The 16,475-nt window shown below is 62.4% G+C and carries 12 protein-coding genes and 3 pseudogenes; 6 read left to right on the forward strand and 9 right to left on the reverse strand.

All coding sequences use genetic code 11. The features are described from left to right. Positions 1–434: 434 nt before the first annotated feature. The 3 genes and pseudogenes from J1902_RS08165 to J1902_RS19670 all read left to right on the forward strand — a co-directional run bounded on the left by J1902_RS08165 (position 435) and on the right by J1902_RS19670 (position 2,472). Positions 435–1,743: pseudogene (locus J1902_RS08165) on the forward strand (ISL3 family transposase). After that, complete coding sequence (locus tag J1902_RS08170; RefSeq protein ID WP_207615754.1) at positions 1,740–2,252, forward strand: hypothetical protein; 513 nt, start codon at positions 1,740–1,742, stop codon at positions 2,250–2,252. The pseudogene J1902_RS08165 and the gene J1902_RS08170 overlap by 4 nt, the downstream one beginning before the upstream one ends. A gap of 73 nt (positions 2,253–2,325) precedes the next feature. After that, positions 2,326–2,472: a Mu transposase domain-containing protein gene (locus J1902_RS19670; RefSeq protein WP_372434429.1), complete on the forward strand. Its 147-nt coding sequence runs from the start codon at positions 2,326–2,328 to the stop codon at positions 2,470–2,472. A 2,367-nt stretch (positions 2,473–4,839) separates the two neighbouring features. Here J1902_RS19670 and J1902_RS19895 read toward each other — a convergent pair. The 9 genes and pseudogenes from J1902_RS19895 to rpmH all read right to left on the reverse strand — a co-directional run. Continuing rightward, a pseudogene (locus tag J1902_RS19895) lies at positions 4,840–5,276 on the reverse strand (transposase); the annotation flags it as partial. Between the two features lie 1,143 nt (positions 5,277–6,419). Further along, complete coding sequence (locus tag J1902_RS08180; RefSeq protein WP_207615755.1) at positions 6,420–7,610, reverse strand: ParB/RepB/Spo0J family partition protein; 1,191 nt, start codon at positions 7,608–7,610, stop codon at positions 6,420–6,422. 67 nt (positions 7,611–7,677) lie between these two features. Beyond that, positions 7,678–8,727 (reverse strand): ParA family protein, encoded by a 1,050-nt coding sequence (locus J1902_RS08185; protein WP_307794396.1) that lies wholly within the window; start codon positions 8,725–8,727, stop codon positions 7,678–7,680. Positions 8,728–8,814: 87 nt separating this feature from the next. Continuing rightward, positions 8,815–9,465, reverse strand: coding sequence for a 16S rRNA (guanine(527)-N(7))-methyltransferase RsmG (gene rsmG / locus J1902_RS08190; RefSeq protein WP_207615756.1), 651 nt, complete (start codon positions 9,463–9,465; stop codon positions 8,815–8,817). Between the two features lie 6 nt (positions 9,466–9,471). Then, on the reverse strand, positions 9,472–10,029 hold the full coding sequence (locus J1902_RS08195) for a Jag family protein (protein ID WP_207615757.1): 558 nt from the start codon (positions 10,027–10,029) through the stop codon (positions 9,472–9,474). Beyond that, complete coding sequence (gene yidC, locus J1902_RS08200) at positions 10,029–11,000, reverse strand: membrane protein insertase YidC (protein ID WP_207615758.1); 972 nt, start codon at positions 10,998–11,000, stop codon at positions 10,029–10,031. The genes J1902_RS08195 and yidC overlap by 1 nt, the downstream gene beginning before the upstream one ends. 17 nt (positions 11,001–11,017) lie before the next feature. After that, a complete protein-coding gene (yidD, locus tag J1902_RS08205) occupies positions 11,018–11,371 on the reverse strand; it encodes a membrane protein insertion efficiency factor YidD (RefSeq protein WP_207615834.1) in 354 nt (117 codons plus the stop codon). 31 nt (positions 11,372–11,402) lie between these two features. Beyond that, positions 11,403–11,813: a ribonuclease P protein component gene (rnpA, locus tag J1902_RS08210; RefSeq protein ID WP_207615759.1), complete on the reverse strand. Its 411-nt coding sequence runs from the start codon at positions 11,811–11,813 to the stop codon at positions 11,403–11,405. Positions 11,814–11,854: 41 nt separating this feature from the next. Further along, positions 11,855–11,992, reverse strand: a complete 138-nt coding sequence (gene rpmH / locus J1902_RS08215) for a 50S ribosomal protein L34 (protein WP_011776797.1) — start codon at positions 11,990–11,992, stop codon at positions 11,855–11,857. Between the two features lie 465 nt (positions 11,993–12,457). Between rpmH and dnaA the strand changes: the two genes are divergently transcribed. From dnaA to gnd, 3 genes and pseudogenes are all read left to right on the forward strand, one after another. Continuing rightward, a complete protein-coding gene (dnaA, locus tag J1902_RS08220) occupies positions 12,458–13,879 on the forward strand; it encodes a chromosomal replication initiator protein DnaA (protein WP_207615760.1) in 1,422 nt (473 codons plus the stop codon). Positions 13,880–14,420: 541 nt separating this feature from the next. After that, complete coding sequence (dnaN, locus tag J1902_RS08225) at positions 14,421–15,545, forward strand: DNA polymerase III subunit beta (protein WP_207615761.1); 1,125 nt, start codon at positions 14,421–14,423, stop codon at positions 15,543–15,545. An 11-nt stretch (positions 15,546–15,556) separates the two neighbouring features. Then, positions 15,557–16,468, forward strand: a pseudogene (gene gnd / locus J1902_RS08230) (phosphogluconate dehydrogenase (NAD(+)-dependent, decarboxylating)); the annotation flags it as partial. Between the last annotated feature and the right edge of the window lie 7 nt (positions 16,469–16,475).

A 16,475-nucleotide genomic window follows, 5' to 3' on the forward strand; every position in this document is an offset into this window, starting at 1 on the left:
CAAATTTGCCGACTCCGGTCAGTTTAAAGTTGCCGCTTACAACCCTCCCGGCTCATGCCCCAGTACAGTGCAGTCATCTCGCGTGAGCTCTCAGCTCTTCATGCGATTCGGGGTTCCTCAATCAGGAGCAACAACTCACGTAGCCGATGAGCCTGCAGACCAGCCGATGATCGCTCTGCCCTGCTCTCCCTGCCTTGTGTCAACGCCAACCGAAAATAGGGCCAGAATCGCCAACTGAAAACAGGGCCACCTGACACCATTGAAGGTGATTGATTTGGATGATTGGGTGACTATCCGCCACCGCTACGCGAACGAGAAGATTTCCGGCTCATCGCATTTGAGGGTGTAGTTGGGGAGGGCGCGTCGGTCGCCGTTGAGGGTCGAGGTCTTTCGATGATGGAGGTTCCTACACCGGCCGTCCGAAAGACCTCGACATGCCCAACGCTACCTTCCCGAGCCCTGACCTGACCACGTTCTGCCGTCTCGATGAGCTCGGTCTCGATGTCCTGGGACAGGTGATTGATTCCGACCGGGCGGTGTTGGCCTGTCGTGTCGTGGAGCCTGATGATTGGTGCCATCGGTGCGGCTCCCGGGGGATCCCGCGGGACACGATTACCCGGCGCCTGGCGCACGAGCCGCTTGGCTGGCGCCCCACCACGCTGCTGGTGCGTATCCGTCGTTACCGGTGCGCCGGATGCGCTCATGTGTGGCGTCAGGACACCACTCAAGCCGCCGAACCACGGGCGAGGATTTCCCGCCGTGGTCTGCGCTGGGCGTTAGAAGGCATCGTCTGCTTGTCCCCCAACTGTCGCCCGGGCCGCGGAAGGACTGGGGGTCTCATGGAACACGGCCAACACCGCTGTCCTGGACGAGGGCAAGCGGGTGCTGATCGACGCTCCCGACCGCTTCAACGGGGTGAAGGTCATCGGGGTCGACGAGCATGTCTGGCGACACACCCGCCGCGGGGACAAGTACGTCACTGTGATCATCGACCTCACTCCCGTCCGCGATAAGACGGGGCCGTCCCGGCTGCCGGACATGGTCGAAGGCCGCTCGAAGCACGCATTCAAAGCCTGGCTCTCTGGGCGGCCCACGGCATGGCGGGACGGGATCGAGGTCGTCGCGATGGACGGGTTCACAGGGTTCAAGACCGCAGCCGCCGAAGAGCTCCCTGACGCGGTCGAGGTCATGGATCCGTTCCATGTCGTGCGTCTGGCCGGCGATGCCCTGGACCGATGCCGTCAGCGCGTGCAGCTGGAAACCCTCGGTCACCGCGGCCGGTCCGGGGACCCGCTCTACGCCGCCCGCCGGACCCTTCATACCGGGCACGATCTCCTCACCGACAGGCAACGCGAACGACTCACCGCGCTCTTCAACGCCGACGACCACGCCGAAGTCGAAGCGACCTGGGGCATCCACCAGCGGGTCATCGCCGCCTACCGCGACCCCGACAGCACCCGCGGCAAGCAGCTCATGCAGTCAGTAATCAACGCAGCCAGCGCCGGTGTTCCCGCGCTGACCGAGCTCATCACCCACGGACGTACCCTCAAGCGCCGAGCCGGGGACGTGCTCGCCTTCTTCGACCATCCACGCACCTCGAACGTTCCCACGGAGGCGATCAACGGACGCCTCGAACACCTCCGCGGCAGCGCGCTCGGCTTCCGCAACCTCACCAACTACATCGCCAGATCATTCCTGGAAACCGGCGGATTCAGACCCCGGCTACACCCTCAAATGCGATGAGCCAGATTTCCAAGCGGGAGTTAGCCAAGCAGCTGGGGAAGTCCGTCCAGTGTGATCTGTGGTTCCCGCACCAGCCGCTGCCTCTGGGCCCCGGGCAGGAGGGCAAACCGCCGGTGATGACGTCCACGTACTCCGGTTTCGTGCAGGCCCGGATGATCCCGATCCGCACCACCGAGGATCTCCTCGGCGGGATGTGGGATCTGCTCCAGGACGCTGCCGCGGTCCTGCCAGGGCTCCTGTGGGACAACGGACCGGGCATCGGGCGCGGCAAACTCACAGAGGCTGCCAGCGCGTTCGCCGGGGTGCTGGGCACCGAGATCCGCTTGCTGCCGCCGCGGGACCCGGAGTCCAAGGGCATGGTGGAACGGATGAACGGGTTCTTCCGCCGCGGGTTCATGCCGGACGGGACTTCCTGGACCCGCATGACTTCAACGACCAGCTCGACGCCTGGCTGCCCAAGGCCAACGCCCGCTACACACGCTCCCGCCACGGCACCCCAGCGGACCTGATCACAGCGGTTCGGGCCGCGATGCGCCCGCTGGGCCCGTCGCCCCGGAAGCGGTCTTACGCAAGGACCTGCGTCTGCCCCGGGATTATTACGTGCAGGTGTTCTCCAACGACTATTCCGTGGACCCGTCGGCGATCGGGCGGATCGGGGAGGTCATCAACCTCACCGGCAACAGCTACCGGCTCCAGGGCCGGATCAAGCCACAGAATCTGGCACACTAGAACAACACACAGTGGCCCCGTTTTCACTTGGCAAAAACGGCCCTATTTTCGGTTGGCGTCGACACTTTGTCATGCACGCCCCTCCAACCCAGGCAAACATGCAAAAGCTGGGGGGACTCGCGCCGACGTCTAAGGGCGTGCAATCAAACGCTACTCCATCAATGCACCCAGACTTGGCGGCACTGCGGACGCTCGCATGGGCCTGTTGCGACAGCATTGGATGTGTTGGCGCCCAGCCAACACGGCAGCACATCCCGCATCGTGCCCCTGACCCCAGGTTTGCCATTGCCTGCCTAACGTCCAGGGCGGACATCTCAATTGGCCATGACTGGGCGTGTTCCCTCAGCCATGCCCATCCACCGCCGATCCAATCACCGCCACCCCAATGCGAGTTGGCTCGCTCGTGAGCCCGCTGATGGTGCACCAACCAAGTGACAGTCCGCAGCTGGCACGCGCGCAGACTTCTCCAGAAAGAGCTCAAGCACTCAGCACCAACGGCGAAGCAGGGGAAGCCCATCCTGGCACGGAGTCAGGGCGCGTCGTCGGCTTCCCCAGGGAACCAGCCCACTGGACTCTCAGGAATACAGGAAGCTCGGCGCCGGGGCTTGCCAACTGTGACGCCTCGAATCGGCTTGACTAATGCACAGGTCTGGTTCGGGATATGCACAACGTTATCCACAGAGCTATCCACCGAGGCCAATCTCAGTAGAAGGCGTCTCTTGCGGCCCTCGCTTCACGTACACACCACGCGGCGTTGACGGATGGCATGCGGCGGTGTAGCCGCGGCTGATTTGAGCACACGTAGGAATCCCTTGAAATGCCTAGGCTTCGGGCGTCATATGACACCGATATCACCGGGTGGACGAAGCGCCTTGCTCTGTTTCACGTGAAACACGCAGGCATGCAACGAAGCTGCAGCAGGGCGGCGGCATATCTGACACGACACAAGGATGTAGGCTAGTCCACTTCTCCACAAAGTTTTCCCCAAAGTTATCCACAGAAATATCCACCGTTACGGACCGAGTTGCTCACAAGACTTGCCGGGGCGAGGGAGCGTAGTGGGGCCCGTTCTACGCCGCGATTGGATGCCCACTGTTTCACGTGAAACGCGACCGGACGGCCTACTGATTCTGCCTAACCCGGGGTCGTGAATCGCAGCACAAACCGGTGAATGCGGCTAGGCAGCCAACGACCTCGAAGAGGGATTCCATCAGTCCGACCATGGGGAGAGCAGGCAACAAGGGCATAACTGCGATGCTGGCTCAAGGAGCAGCCCGCGCCAGCTCCACCGCAACCGGTGCCGGTGCCAGTGCCCCACGCCCCCCACATCGCCGAAGGCGCCCAGTCCGGCCACAGTGCTTCGGGCAGGATGGACGTCACGGACGGCCTCCCAGTGTGAGGGTAGGGAGAAGGATCTGGGAGCCTCATTGTGCGAGATATTCCAATCCAGGTCACCACTCGGCCGCTCGGAGGTACCGATCCGCTGGTCATGGAATCTGGTCTCGTGGATCACATCTCTTGGATCGCACTGCTCACTTCCCGATTAGCTGCCTTCCTCGGCGCGGCCGACAGGAAGGATGGTATGGTTCCGTTAGCTGCCGTTCAGTGGGGGACTGACGGGCATCCCCTCATCGCGCCTTTCCCTAACTCCAACACCACCAATGCGCTACCCCAGAGCTTCGGAAATTTGTACCGACACCGTCGCCACGGCGCTGTCGCGGGTGGCCTTCCCCAGGAACGAGCGAATCCAGGCGGGCCCTCAGCCCTCCAGCCTCCCTGACGCCTGCGCTTTGGGTGCAGCGAACCGCTGCGGCCAAGAGGCGGAACATTGTCCCTGAATCTACTGTGAACGACGCAATCGCCTGGCTCTGGATTTCCAGACTTTCTCCGGCGATCCACGAGAATCTCGCCAGGAAGGTAGACACGCCACGACGCACTTCCCCGCTGGCCACAGTGAGCAGACTCGATCATCAGGCATCGGCAGCGCGGAGGGCCACGCGGTATCCAGGCAGTTTCGCGCCTTAAGCCGGGAGGCGCCGACGTAGAGCGGGACTGGATATGGACAAGGAAGGCGTGGGACATCGGTCATTGCATGTTTCACGTGAAACCGGACTACCGAGTACCTGCCAGTGGGGCGGGGGATTCGTGCTCGGTAAGATTGCGATGCCACTTCCAAGTACTCCTCTGGAATTTCCCCCCAATGGTGTGAGCAGCGTTAGGCCTTCCCCGTTGGCGGCCCTCCAACTACGTCCGGCTTGTATGTGCGTCTCCGCCGCCCCCATGCCGGTGCACGTACCCCGCAAGTGCCGACACCGTGGAACGCTGACCCATCTAGTGGTGTGTCTCAGTTTTGCTTGACGGCCTGGAGATCGCCTGCTCCGGCGGGTTCAGATACAGTCCCACTACATCTATGAGTTTCTCCTCGAACGCGGGTCGGTGGACAGCTTGAACGCCTCGACCCGGTGCGGCTTCAGCCCGCGGGCCGCCCAGATCCGCTGCACCTGCGTCGCAGACACCCCTGTCCTGGCGGCCATCGTCCGCACCGACTAGTTCGTATGCCCCTCGGGTTTCGAGTTCCGCGTCAAGTCAACGATCTATCGATCTTTGACTGCGGAATCGAGGGCTTGCGGCCCGGACTCGTCCCGGCGACCTTCGCGATCGACTCATTGCCAGCCCTCCACTGCCATCAACAGAACCTGCGCCCGCTGCAGCTCACGGTGGGACGTTGTCTGCGATTCGACAGCACCTCCAACGCGGCGCGCTGACCATCGGAAACCACCTAAAGCAGGAGCTGGATTCGACATGCCCCAGCTTAACCGAACACTCATAAACCATTTTGGGGACACAACCAGCCTAAGCTGACGGCGTGTTTCACGTGAAACGTGATCTCAGGGCGACTCGACGCAGGATCCCCAGACGGATTTCGCTGATCTGCCCCGAGAGCAGGGCGCTCGTCTTATAACGCCGAATTCAGGCCATTCACGCACGCAAGCGTCAATCTGGGGCCCAAAAGGCTGGTGCAATGCTGAATTGCTCAGCCTTTACGTCGGCTCGCGGTGGATTCCCACTGCTATGCGGGGACTCCAGTAAGGAGTTGCGTCCAGGGTGGTTTCAACCCTGGACGTCATGGACCTTGCCTAAGCTGTGCAGACTGGAAATCAAATCCAGCGCTGACGAACATAGACCTCTAGTCCACCTGACAGCTTGGTCATGAGGCCAGGACATCTCAACTGTGAGTGGAAACCGTGTGCGGATTCGTGCGGGCGCAGAGCATCCGTGATCGTCCGGAGGACTGCCGCGGAGCGCAGAAGTTTGGGAGAGGACTCGCAAGGATGCTTGGCTACTTCAGGACCTTGGCGAACCCGGCCGAATCCAGAAACCGGGAGCGCGCCAGCGGGATCTTGGTTTCACGTGAAACACTGCAACCCTTGCGACGGCACCAGATTCCGGCCTTTGTGTGCATCACCAGTAGCCAGGAGCCGTGGTAGTTGCGGAGGCCAGAAGCCCCTGAGCCCCTGATTAGACATTGAACAGGTCCGGGTCGCGATATTCGTGCAGCAAGACTCGGCAATCTGGCAGCACTCGCAGACGGGATGCCCGAGCTACAGACGACAATGTTGCCAGCAGCGAAGTGCAGTCAGGAATGTGCAGAAGCTTCAGAAGCAGGCTCCTGATCCCAACCCCGGCAAAGCGCCCCTGTTACGAGTACAAGCGATCACCCCACCTGCCAAGCGATTACCCCACTCCGGGGAGGACACCGTTTCACGTGAAACATCCACCGGGGAGGCTGCAGTGCCGGCAAGTGAGCAGCCCGAGCCGCCTAGGCTACCTGCACCGGCAGAACCAGCACGAAAGAAGCACCCAGTCCCGCCCAACAGAAAGCGTCCAAGCAAAAAGGATGGGGTCTGCTTCAACGAAGCAAACCCCATCCAGTGGAAAATCGACTACTAGCTTTCAGCCCCGGGACTCAGGACATCCATGATCCGGTTAAGGTCCTCAACGCTGGCAAATTCGATGCTGACTCGGCCCTTCCGGGCACCGAGCGTGATCTTCACGTTGGTGTCCAAACGGTCCGACAGCGACGATGCCAGGTAGTCCAATCGCTCGTGACGCGCATTGGGACGCGGGATGCTGTTCTTGGCCGGAGCCACAGGATCCTGGTAGAGAGTGACGGCTTCCTCGGTGGCCCTGACGGACATGCCTTCGGCAACGATCTTCTGGGCGAGTCGCTCCATGGCCGCAGCATCGGGCAACGCCAGCAGGGCACGGGCGTGGCCGGCGGACAAGACGTTCGCGGCAACACGGCGCTGAACCAGCGGGGGAAGCTTCAGGAGACGGAGCGTGTTGGTGACCTGGGGACGGGAGCGGCCGATCCGGTCGGCCAGCTGCTCGTGCGTGGTGCCAAAGTCCTCCAGAAGCTGCTGGTAAGCCGCAGCTTCTTCCAAGGGGTTCAGCTGGCTACGGTGAAGGTTCTCAAGGAGGGCGTCGCGCAGGAGGTCGTCATCCGTGGTGTCACGGACAATCGCCGGGATGGTGTCGAACCCGGCCGCCTGTACTGCACGCCACCGACGTTCACCCATAACCAACTCATATGGCTCTCCACCCTTTTCGGTTGAAGTACGCACCACAATTGGCTGGAGGACGCCGATTTCCTTGACCGAGTGCACAAGCTCAGCCATGTCGTCTTCATCGAAGATACTACGGGGCTGCTTGCGGTTCGGGTGAATATCAGTGACAGAGATTTCGGCGAACCTGGCGCCCGGAACTTCCACCAGCTCCACCTGCGGTGCCGAAACGGTGTCGGGCACCACAGCACCAGCCTGACCTGGAGTCTTCACAGCCCCAACCTTCGTAGCAGGTGCCTTCACCGCAGCGCTCTTCCTTGCCGCGCTCTTTGCCGGGGCCGCCGTCGCGGGAGTCTTGCCGTTGCCCGATTTCACACCGGCCTGCTTCACCACCGCTGCTGAGTCAAGCTTAACGGCGTCGGCAGCTGAAACCGCCGGGGCCTTCCGGGCTTCCGGGAAGAACAAATCCACTGGACGGCTGGATACTGCGTTGGCACTGGCTGCCCCGGCCGCGGGGGAACTCGGAATGAGAGCCCCAAGACCTCTGCCCAGGCCTCGTCGCTTTTCGCTCATTAATACATCCCTCCGATGGAATAGCCGGGCACGGTCCGGCCAAGGCTGTTGCAGTTTTTCAAAGATTCTAGCGTTCAGCGATTTCTGCCGCGGCTTCCATGTAGGACAGGGCCCCACTGGAAGTCGGGTCGTAGGTCATGACTGTCTGCTGGTAGCTGGGTGCCTCGGAGATCCGCACGGAGCGGGGTACAACAGCGCCCAGAACCTGCTCGGGGAAGTGCAGGCGCACTTCCGAGGCCACCTGGGCCGCCAGGTTGGTGCGGCCGTCGTACATGGTCAGAAGGATCGTGGAGACCACCAGCTCGGAGTTCAGGTGCTTCTGGATCATCTCGATGTTCTTCAGCAACTGGCTGAGGCCTTCGAGTGCGTAGTACTCGCACTGGATGGGGATCAGCACTTCGCTGGCTGCGCAGAAGGCGTTGACCGTCAGCAGGCCAAGACTGGGAGGGCAGTCGATGAAGATGAAGTCCAGTCGCCCTTCGCCGGCCCTTTCGCGCTCCTTGGCGTAAACGTCAATGGCACGGCGGAGGCGCTGCTCGCGGGCGACCAGCGAGACCAGCTCTATCTCGGCACCGGCCAGGTGGATCGTGGCAGGCGCGCAGATCAGGTTGGGGATGTCCGGGCACGGCGCCACAACGTCCTTCAGCGGAAGGTCGTTGATGAGGACGTCGTAGATGCTGTCGACGTCGGCGTGGTGCTCAATGCCCAGGGCCGTGGAGGCGTTGCCCTGGGGGTCAATGTCGATGACCAGCACGTTGAGGCCGGCAGACGCCAGCGCTGCGGCGATGTTCACCGTGGTGGTGGTCTTGCCGACACCGCCCTTCTGGTTCGAGACCGTGAAGATGCGCGTCCGCTCCGGCTTCGGCAGTTCCCGGCCCACAAGCCGTTCGCGGCGGCGGGTCTCGTTGGCGAGCTGCCGTGCGATGGGGCTGGAGTCGTCGATCGAGTCCATGATGTCGTCGGGAATCAAGGTTTCACGTGAAACGGCCGAGCTTGCAACGAAATTCGGGCGCAGGATGGCAGACTGCAGGGACGCCGAGGGCACCGCCATTGCCCGCGCGGACCCCAAAGACATAAACGGCGGGATCCGCTGCGTGGAGGTTTCACTACTGCCCACTGGTCACACTCTCACTCTCATTCGGCTTTTGCTGCCGTGCACTAGCCTAACCGCTTGCCCGCGGACACGCGGGAAACCGAGTTGGATCTAGGCACGCTTTCCGGGCTTGTTGACGATGATCCTCACCACGGTGGTGGGTTCCTCCAAAAGCTCCTGTCCGCAAACCACAACGGAGGTTTCCACCCCGCCCAGTTTGCGGATGGCCTTGGCCGCCTTCTCGATTTCCTCGGCTGCGCTGCGGCCCTTGATGGCCACCACTTCGCCCTTGCCGCCGAGCAGCGGAATCGTCAGGCCGGCCAGGTTGCTCAGGGCCGACACGGCACGGGCCGTGACAACATCGGCCTCGACCATGCCGACAGCCAGCTCTGCGCGCGTGCGCATAACCGTGACGTTGTCCAGCCCAAGGTCGTCCACGACTTCCTGAAGCCAGATGACCCGGCGCTCGAGCGGCTCGATGAGCGTCAGTTCCAGGTCCGGGCGGGCAATCGCCAGGCACAGGCCCGGAAGGCCGGCACCGGAACCGACGTCGGCCACGCGGCTGCCCTCGGCGATCGCCGATTCGATGACGGCGCAGTTGAGCACGTGCCGGCTCCACAGCCGCGGAACCTCGCGGGGACCGATGAGCCCGCGCTCGGTTCCGGACGTGGCCAGGTGTTCTACATACCGTTGGGCCAGGCCCAGCCGGTCGCCAAAGATCTTTTCTGCTGCCTGCAGCTCGGCTGCGGTGATTTCAACCATGATCCGTTAGTCGGCCGAAACCACGATGTGGCGGCCGGCGCCTTCGCCTTCGGACTCGGAGATAAATCCGAGGTCGGCGACGGCGTCGTGAACGATCTTGCGCTCGTAGGCGCTCATCGGTTCGAGGGCAACGGCGGCGCCGCTTTCCTTGACCTTCGCGACGGCGTCCTCGGCTATCTGCTGCAGCACGCCTGCGCGTTCCTTGCGGTAGCCGTTGATGTCCAGCACCAGGCGTGAGCGGTTCTCGGTGGCCGAGAGAACGGACAGGCGGGCCAGTTCCTGGAGGGCTTCCAAAACTTCGCCGTCGCGTCCTACCAGGCGGTCCAGGGCAGCGGACTCTTCGTCGGCGCCGATCGAGATGTAGGTGCGGCCGTTGCGGACCTCGATGTCGATGTCGCCATCGATGTCGGCAATGTCCAGCAGTTCCTCGAGGTAGTCCGCGGCGATGTCGCCTTCCTCTTCCAGGCGGCTGGCGCCCTTGGAGGTTCCGGTGGTCTCTTCCTCGGTGCCTTCGTGGTCTTCGATGACCTCGGCCGATACTTCTTCGGTGCTCTCAGCAGACATTACTTCTTCTTCCTGTTTTTGCGTTGGGGCTGGGTGCGCTGAACCTTGGTTTCGGCCACGACGGCCGTGGCGGCCTCATCGTCGGCCTTCTTGGCGCCCAGAAGTGGAATGGCCGGCAGGCCCTTGGCGGCACGGCGCTCGGCCAGTGCCTTGGCGGCGGGTGAGCCGGGAGTCGGCATGCGCCGGATGACGAAGAACTGCTGTCCCATGGTCCACAGGTTGGTGGTGGTCCAGTAGATAAGGACACCGATGGGGAAGTTGATGCCACCGATACCGAACACAAGCGGCAGGATGTATAGCATCATCTTCTGCTGGCGCATGAACGGGCTGGCCATGGCCTCTTCGGACATGTTCTTGGCCATGATCTGCTTCTGGGTAATGAACTGCGACGCCGTCATGGCCAGGATCATCACGATCGAAAGCGTCCACACGGCCACCACGTTGCCGCCCGGAGGCGTGCCATGGAGCAGGGTTGCCGACAGGGGGGCACCAAAAATACTCGAATCATCGAACTGGACCACTTGCTCGTGGCTCATGGCGCCCATGGTCTTGCCCTGGTTGCGGGCGGCTGTGATGCCGGACAGCACCTGGAAGAGCGCGAAGAAGAACGGCATCTGGATCAGCATCGGCAAGCAGGCAGAGAACGGGTTGGTTCCGTGCTTCTTGTACATGGCCATCTGTTCCTGCGCCATGGCCTGGCGGGAGAGCTGGTCGGTCTTGCCCTTGTACTTGTCCTGCAGCTTCTTCAGGTCCGGCTGCAGGAGCTGCATGCCACGCTGCGCCTTGATCTGCTTGACGAACACCGGGATCAGGGCGGCCCGGATCACCAGCACCAGTCCGATGATGGACAGGGTCCACGTCCAACCGGAAGCCTCCGGCAGACCGATGAAGCTCAAGCCCTCATGGAAGCCAACCATGATGATTGACACCAGCCACTTGAACGGAAACATGATTGTTTCAAAGAAGTCCATACGATATCCCTATTTCGTCAGGCCGCTGAGCGGCCTTCTTCATCAGTCTGAGCAGCCAGGAACAGGTCCGGATTGTTCAGTACAACAATTGTGGGGGTCTTGCCCTCGGGCCAGCGGCGGTGTCCGGCGGGGACGTGGTCCACGCCGCCAGAGTTCCACGGGTGGCATTTGGCGAGCCTCGTGGCTGCAAGCCAGCTTCCCTTCACGGCGCCGTGCACCGTCACTGCTTCAAGGGCATAGGCCGAGCAGGAGGGAAAGAAACGGCAGACCTGGCCGTACAGGGGCGAAACGACCTTGCGGTACGTCTTCAGCAGAAGAATGAGGATGTTGCGCGGCAGGTCCCAAAGGAAGCCGCCAATGATTTTGGGCATGCCAACAGAGGGGACGACGGCGGTGCTTACGTCATGCACGCGGTGTCCCTTCCGTAGTGGTGCCGTGGTTGTCCGGCGCAGTGTTGCGCGGAACGGATCCGTGCAGACGCTTCGTCGTCACTGCCAGTGCGGCGTTGTAGTCAGAGAGCAGCTGCTCCCAACTTGCAGTTGCAGCGGCAGGCAGGGCCCGGACCACGACCGCAAGGCCGGTTCCATGCTCGTGCAACGACATTGCACCTGCTTCTCTCAGTCTCCTCTTAACGAGGTTCCTGGTCACAGCGTTCCCGACGGCTTTGGAGACAATGAAGCCGATTCGACTCGGCTCCGCGGCACCGATAGGTGCCGTATATAACACTAAGTTCCGGCGTCCATTGCGGACGCCGGAACGTACAGTTGTTGAAAAGTCGGTAGACGTCCGGAGACGGTTAGAGGTGGCTAGCACCGTCGAACCCGCATAAGGACCCTGCTCGACAAGTCAGTTATTTACGCCGACAGTTCGACGCGGCCCTTGCCACGGCGGGCAGCCAGGATGGCGCGGCCGGCACGGGTGCGCATACGAAGGCGGAAGCCATGCTTCTTTGCCCGACGGCGGTTATTCGGCTGAAAAGTCCGCTTGCTCACGTTAGTTACTCCAGTGGATCAAAGGTGCGCCCACCCGATCAAAAGGGGAAGAACTGGCCGACGCTGAGTTTTGTATATGTCTGCTGACGCGGCACACCGCACGCTGGGCGTACGGAGATACAACTGGTCACAAAAGCGGACACAAAGGACTTCACAACGTTAGGGCAAAAATGCCCTCCCAGTCAAACCGGAAGCCCCCGGGCCGACTGTCCACAACTGTGGCTAACCATGGGCCGCCGCCTGTGGATGAAGTGGCTCACAGCCCGGCATTCAGAACCACAATGGTGTAATTATCCACAAGCAACTTCCCAGCTATCTTCTGGCGTTTCCATCCCCTAGAGTGGCTCAGTAGCCCGTTGTCCACGCGCTGTGCATAACTCTGTGGATTAGTCCCGGAATCCAAGCCCTGAAGTGGACGCGTCAGCTGCCAGCATCGCAGGCAAGCAAGCATTTAGGAACCCATTCATGACAGTAGACGAAGCAAACCACGCCAATACTGTCGGAAGTTCCTGGCGACGGGTGCTGAGCCTGCTGGAACAGGATGAGCGGGTCACCCCCCGGCAGCGCGGTTTCGTCATCCTCGCCCAGGCACAGGGCCTGATCGGCTCAACTCTTCTGGTTGCCGTCCCCAACGAACTCACCCGCGAGGTACTCCAGACCCAGGTCAAGGACGCGCTCGACGACGCCCTCCGCAGTGTCTTCTCCGACGACATCCGCTGCGCGATCGACGTCGACACCGATCTCGTGCCGCTCCACCAAGAGCCGGAAACCGTCGTCGAGCTTTCCGCAGTGCCTGACCTCGCCGCGGAACCGAAGCCGCAGCCGACTCCGCCGAGCACCTCGCATGAATTCGGCCGGCTGAACCCGAAGTACATCTTCGATACCTTCGTGATCGGTTCCTCCAACCGCTTCGCCCACGCGGCCGCCGTCGCCGTCGCCGAAGCACCGGCCAAGGCGTACAACCCTCTGTTCATCTACGGCGACTCCGGACTGGGCAAGACCCACCTGCTGCACGCGATCGGCCACTACGCCCGGCGGCTCTACAGCGGCATCCGGGTCCGCTACGTCAATTCCGAAGAGTTCACCAACGACTTCATCAACTCGATCCGTGACGACGAAGGCACCAGCTTCAAGACCACGTACCGCAACGTGGATGTGCTGCTGATCGACGACATCCAGTTCCTGGCAGGCAAGGACCGGACGCAGGAAGAGTTCTTCCACACCTTCAACGCCCTGCACAACGCCAACAAGCAGGTTGTCATCACCTCGGACCAGCCGCCCAAGATGCTGGCCGGCTTCGAGGACCGCATGACCTCGCGCTTCGAGTGGGGCCTGCTGACGGACATCCAGCCGCCGGAGCTCGAGACCCGCATCGCGATCCTGCGCAAGAAGGGCCTCAGCGAAGGACTCTCCGCGCCGGACGACGCCCTGGAGTACATCGCGTCCAAGATCTCCAGCAACATCCGCGAACTTGAAGGCGCCCTCATCCGCGTCACGGCGTTCGCCAGCCTGAACCGCCAGCCCGTGGATGTTGCCCTCGCCGAGATGGTCCTCAAGGACCTCATCACCGACGACGGCGCCCAGGAGATCACCGCCAAGCAGATCCTCGACCAGACGGCGGACTACTTCAAGCTCAGCATGGAGGAGCTCTGCAGCAAGTCCCGCACCCGCACCCTGGTGACCGCACGGCAGATCGCCATGTACCTCTGCCGCGAGCTGACGGACATGTCCCTGCCGAAGATCGGTCAGGAGCTGGGTGGGCGCGACCACACCACCGTCATCCACGCGGACCGCAAGATCCGCGAGCTGATGGCCGAGCGACGTGTGATCTACAACCAGGTCACCGAACTGACCAACCGCATCAAACAGCAGCAGCGGAACTCCTGAATCCACAGCACGGCCGCCACGACGTGCCTTATTAACAGGCATATGTGGATAAGCCTGTGGATACTTAAGGGGACAAGCGTGGTTAATGGGCTTAAAACCCTTAAGCCGTCTGTGGATCGTTAAAAACTGGCCTGATGGTTGTCCCCATCCACACCCTGTTTAAAACCCAGTTAACGCACATCTCGTGAACAGGGCTTAACCGCGGAACGGCGCGTCGAAACAGGGTTATCCACAGTTTCCACAGCAGTTATTAACACTACGAATCCCAAAAAAATGAAATTCCCTCAAATAACAATCTCCCTCTCCCTCCCACCGGGCCAGCCAGCGGCCGTGCCGGAGCACCGGCCGAAGCCTTGGGGATGGGTTAATCGCGGATCTTCCGGCTAAGCTGTCAGCAGCGCTCCCATCCCTGGGTCTGTTTTGTGGTTCGCACGGCGTTGACCATGCAGCTTCCGGTGCCGGAGCGCGACGATTTTGACGGGTTCCAAACAGGGATCCGCGGTGTGGACATGGCAGCAGCAATGAAAGGCGGCACCCTTCCGTGAAGTTCAGAGTCGAACGGGACGTCCTGGCAGAAGCCGTAACCTGGACCGCCCGATCGTTGTCTCCGCGGCCGCCTGTTCCGGTGCTCTCGGGTCTTCTCCTCAAGGCTGAAGCCGGCACAGTCAGCCTCTCGAGCTTTGACTACGAGACCTCCGCACGCCTGGAAATCCCGGCTGACATCACCACCGAAGGCACCATCCTGGTCTCCGGCCGCCTGCTCGCAGACATCTGCCGCAGCCTGCCCTCCGCCCCGGTGGACGTCGAGACCGACGGCACCAAAGTCACGCTGAGCTGCCGCCGAAGCAGCTTCCACCTGGCCACCATGCCGGAGTCCGAATACCCGGCCCTTCCGGCCATGCCGGAAATCAGCGGAACGCTGCCCGGTGACGCCTTTGCCCAGGCCGTTTCCCAGGTAATCATCGCGGCCAGCAAGGATGACACCCTGCCGATCCTCACCGGTGTCCGGATGGAGATCGAGGACGACATGATCACCCTCCTGGCAACGGACCGTTACCGGCTCGCCATGCGCGAAGTGCCCTGGAAGCCTGTCACTCCGGGCATTTCCACGAGTGCCCTCGTAAAGTCCAAGACCCTCAACGAAGTGGCCAAGACCCTTGGTGGCAGCGGTGACATTCACCTCGCCATCGCCAACGACGACAGCCGGTTGATCGGCTTCGAAAGCGGCGGACGCACCACCACCTCGCTGCTGGTGGACGGCGACTACCCCAAGATCCGCTCGCTGTTCCCGGATTCCACGCCGATCCACGCCACCGTGCAGACCCAGGAACTCGTGGAAGCCGTCCGGCGCGTGTCCCTCGTGGCTGAGCGCAACACCCCCGTCCGCCTAGCCTTCACCCAGGGGCTCCTGAACCTCGACGCCGGTACCGGCGAAGACGCCCAGGCCTCCGAAGAACTCGAAGCCCAGCTATCCGGTGACGACATCACCGTGGCCTTCAACCCGCACTACCTGGTGGAGGGCCTGAGCGTCATCGAAACCAAATACGTCAGGTTCTCCTTCACCACTGCGCCCAAGCCGGCCATGATCACTGCCCAGGCCGAGGCCGACGGCAACGACCAGGGCGACTACCGTTACCTCGTCATGCCGGTCCGCCTCCCCAACTAGCCGGGGCCACTCCACCAACGCAGAAAAGAGTTCACACCGTGCACATCGGACTGATCGGCCTTGGAAAAATGGGTTTCAACATGCGGGAACGCATGCGAAACGGCGGCATTGAAGTCACGGGCTACGACCGCAACCCGGACATCACCGACGTCGCCTCCGTGGATGAACTCATCACCGCGCTTCCGACGCCACGGCTGGTCTGGGTCATGGTTCCGGCCGGCGACATCACCGATGCGGTGGTCACCGAACTCGGCGCCAAGCTCAGCCCCGGCGACCTCGTGATCGACGGCGGCAACTCGCGCTTCACCGAAGACCAGAAACACGCTGCTGCACTGGCCGAGAAGGGCATCCGCTTCGCCGACTGCGGCGTCTCCGGCGGGGTCTGGGGCCTCCAGAACGGCTACGGCCTCATGGCCGGCGGCGCAGACGAGGACATCGCCCTGGCCATGCCGGTGTTCGACGCCCTCCGCCCCGAAGGCGACCGCGCCGACAGCTTTGTGCACGTGGGCGGCGTCGGCGCAGGCCACTACGCCAAGATGGTCCACAACGGCATCGAGTACGGCCTGATGCAGGCCTACGCCGAAGGCTACGAACTACTCGCCGCCAAGGACATCGTCAAGGACCTCCCCGGCACGTTCCGCGCCTGGCAAAAGGGAACCGTGGTGCGCTCCTGGCTGCTGGACCTCATGGTCAAGGCCCTCGACGAGGATCCGGGCCTGGCATCGATCGATGACTACGTGGAAGACTCCGGCGAAGGCCGCTGGACCGTGGAGGAAGCCATCGCCAACGCAGTCCCGGCACCGGCCATCACGGCCGCGCTCTTTGCACGGTTCTCGTCCCGCGAGGACAGCTCCCCGGCCATGAAGATGGTCTCGGCGCTGCGCCATCAGTTCGGCGGCCACGCCACGCGTCCGGCCAGCTAGGCCGCGG

The organism is Arthrobacter cavernae, from assembly GCF_017368795.1.
Classification (GTDB): Bacteria; Actinomycetota; Actinomycetes; order Actinomycetales; family Micrococcaceae; genus Arthrobacter; species Arthrobacter cavernae.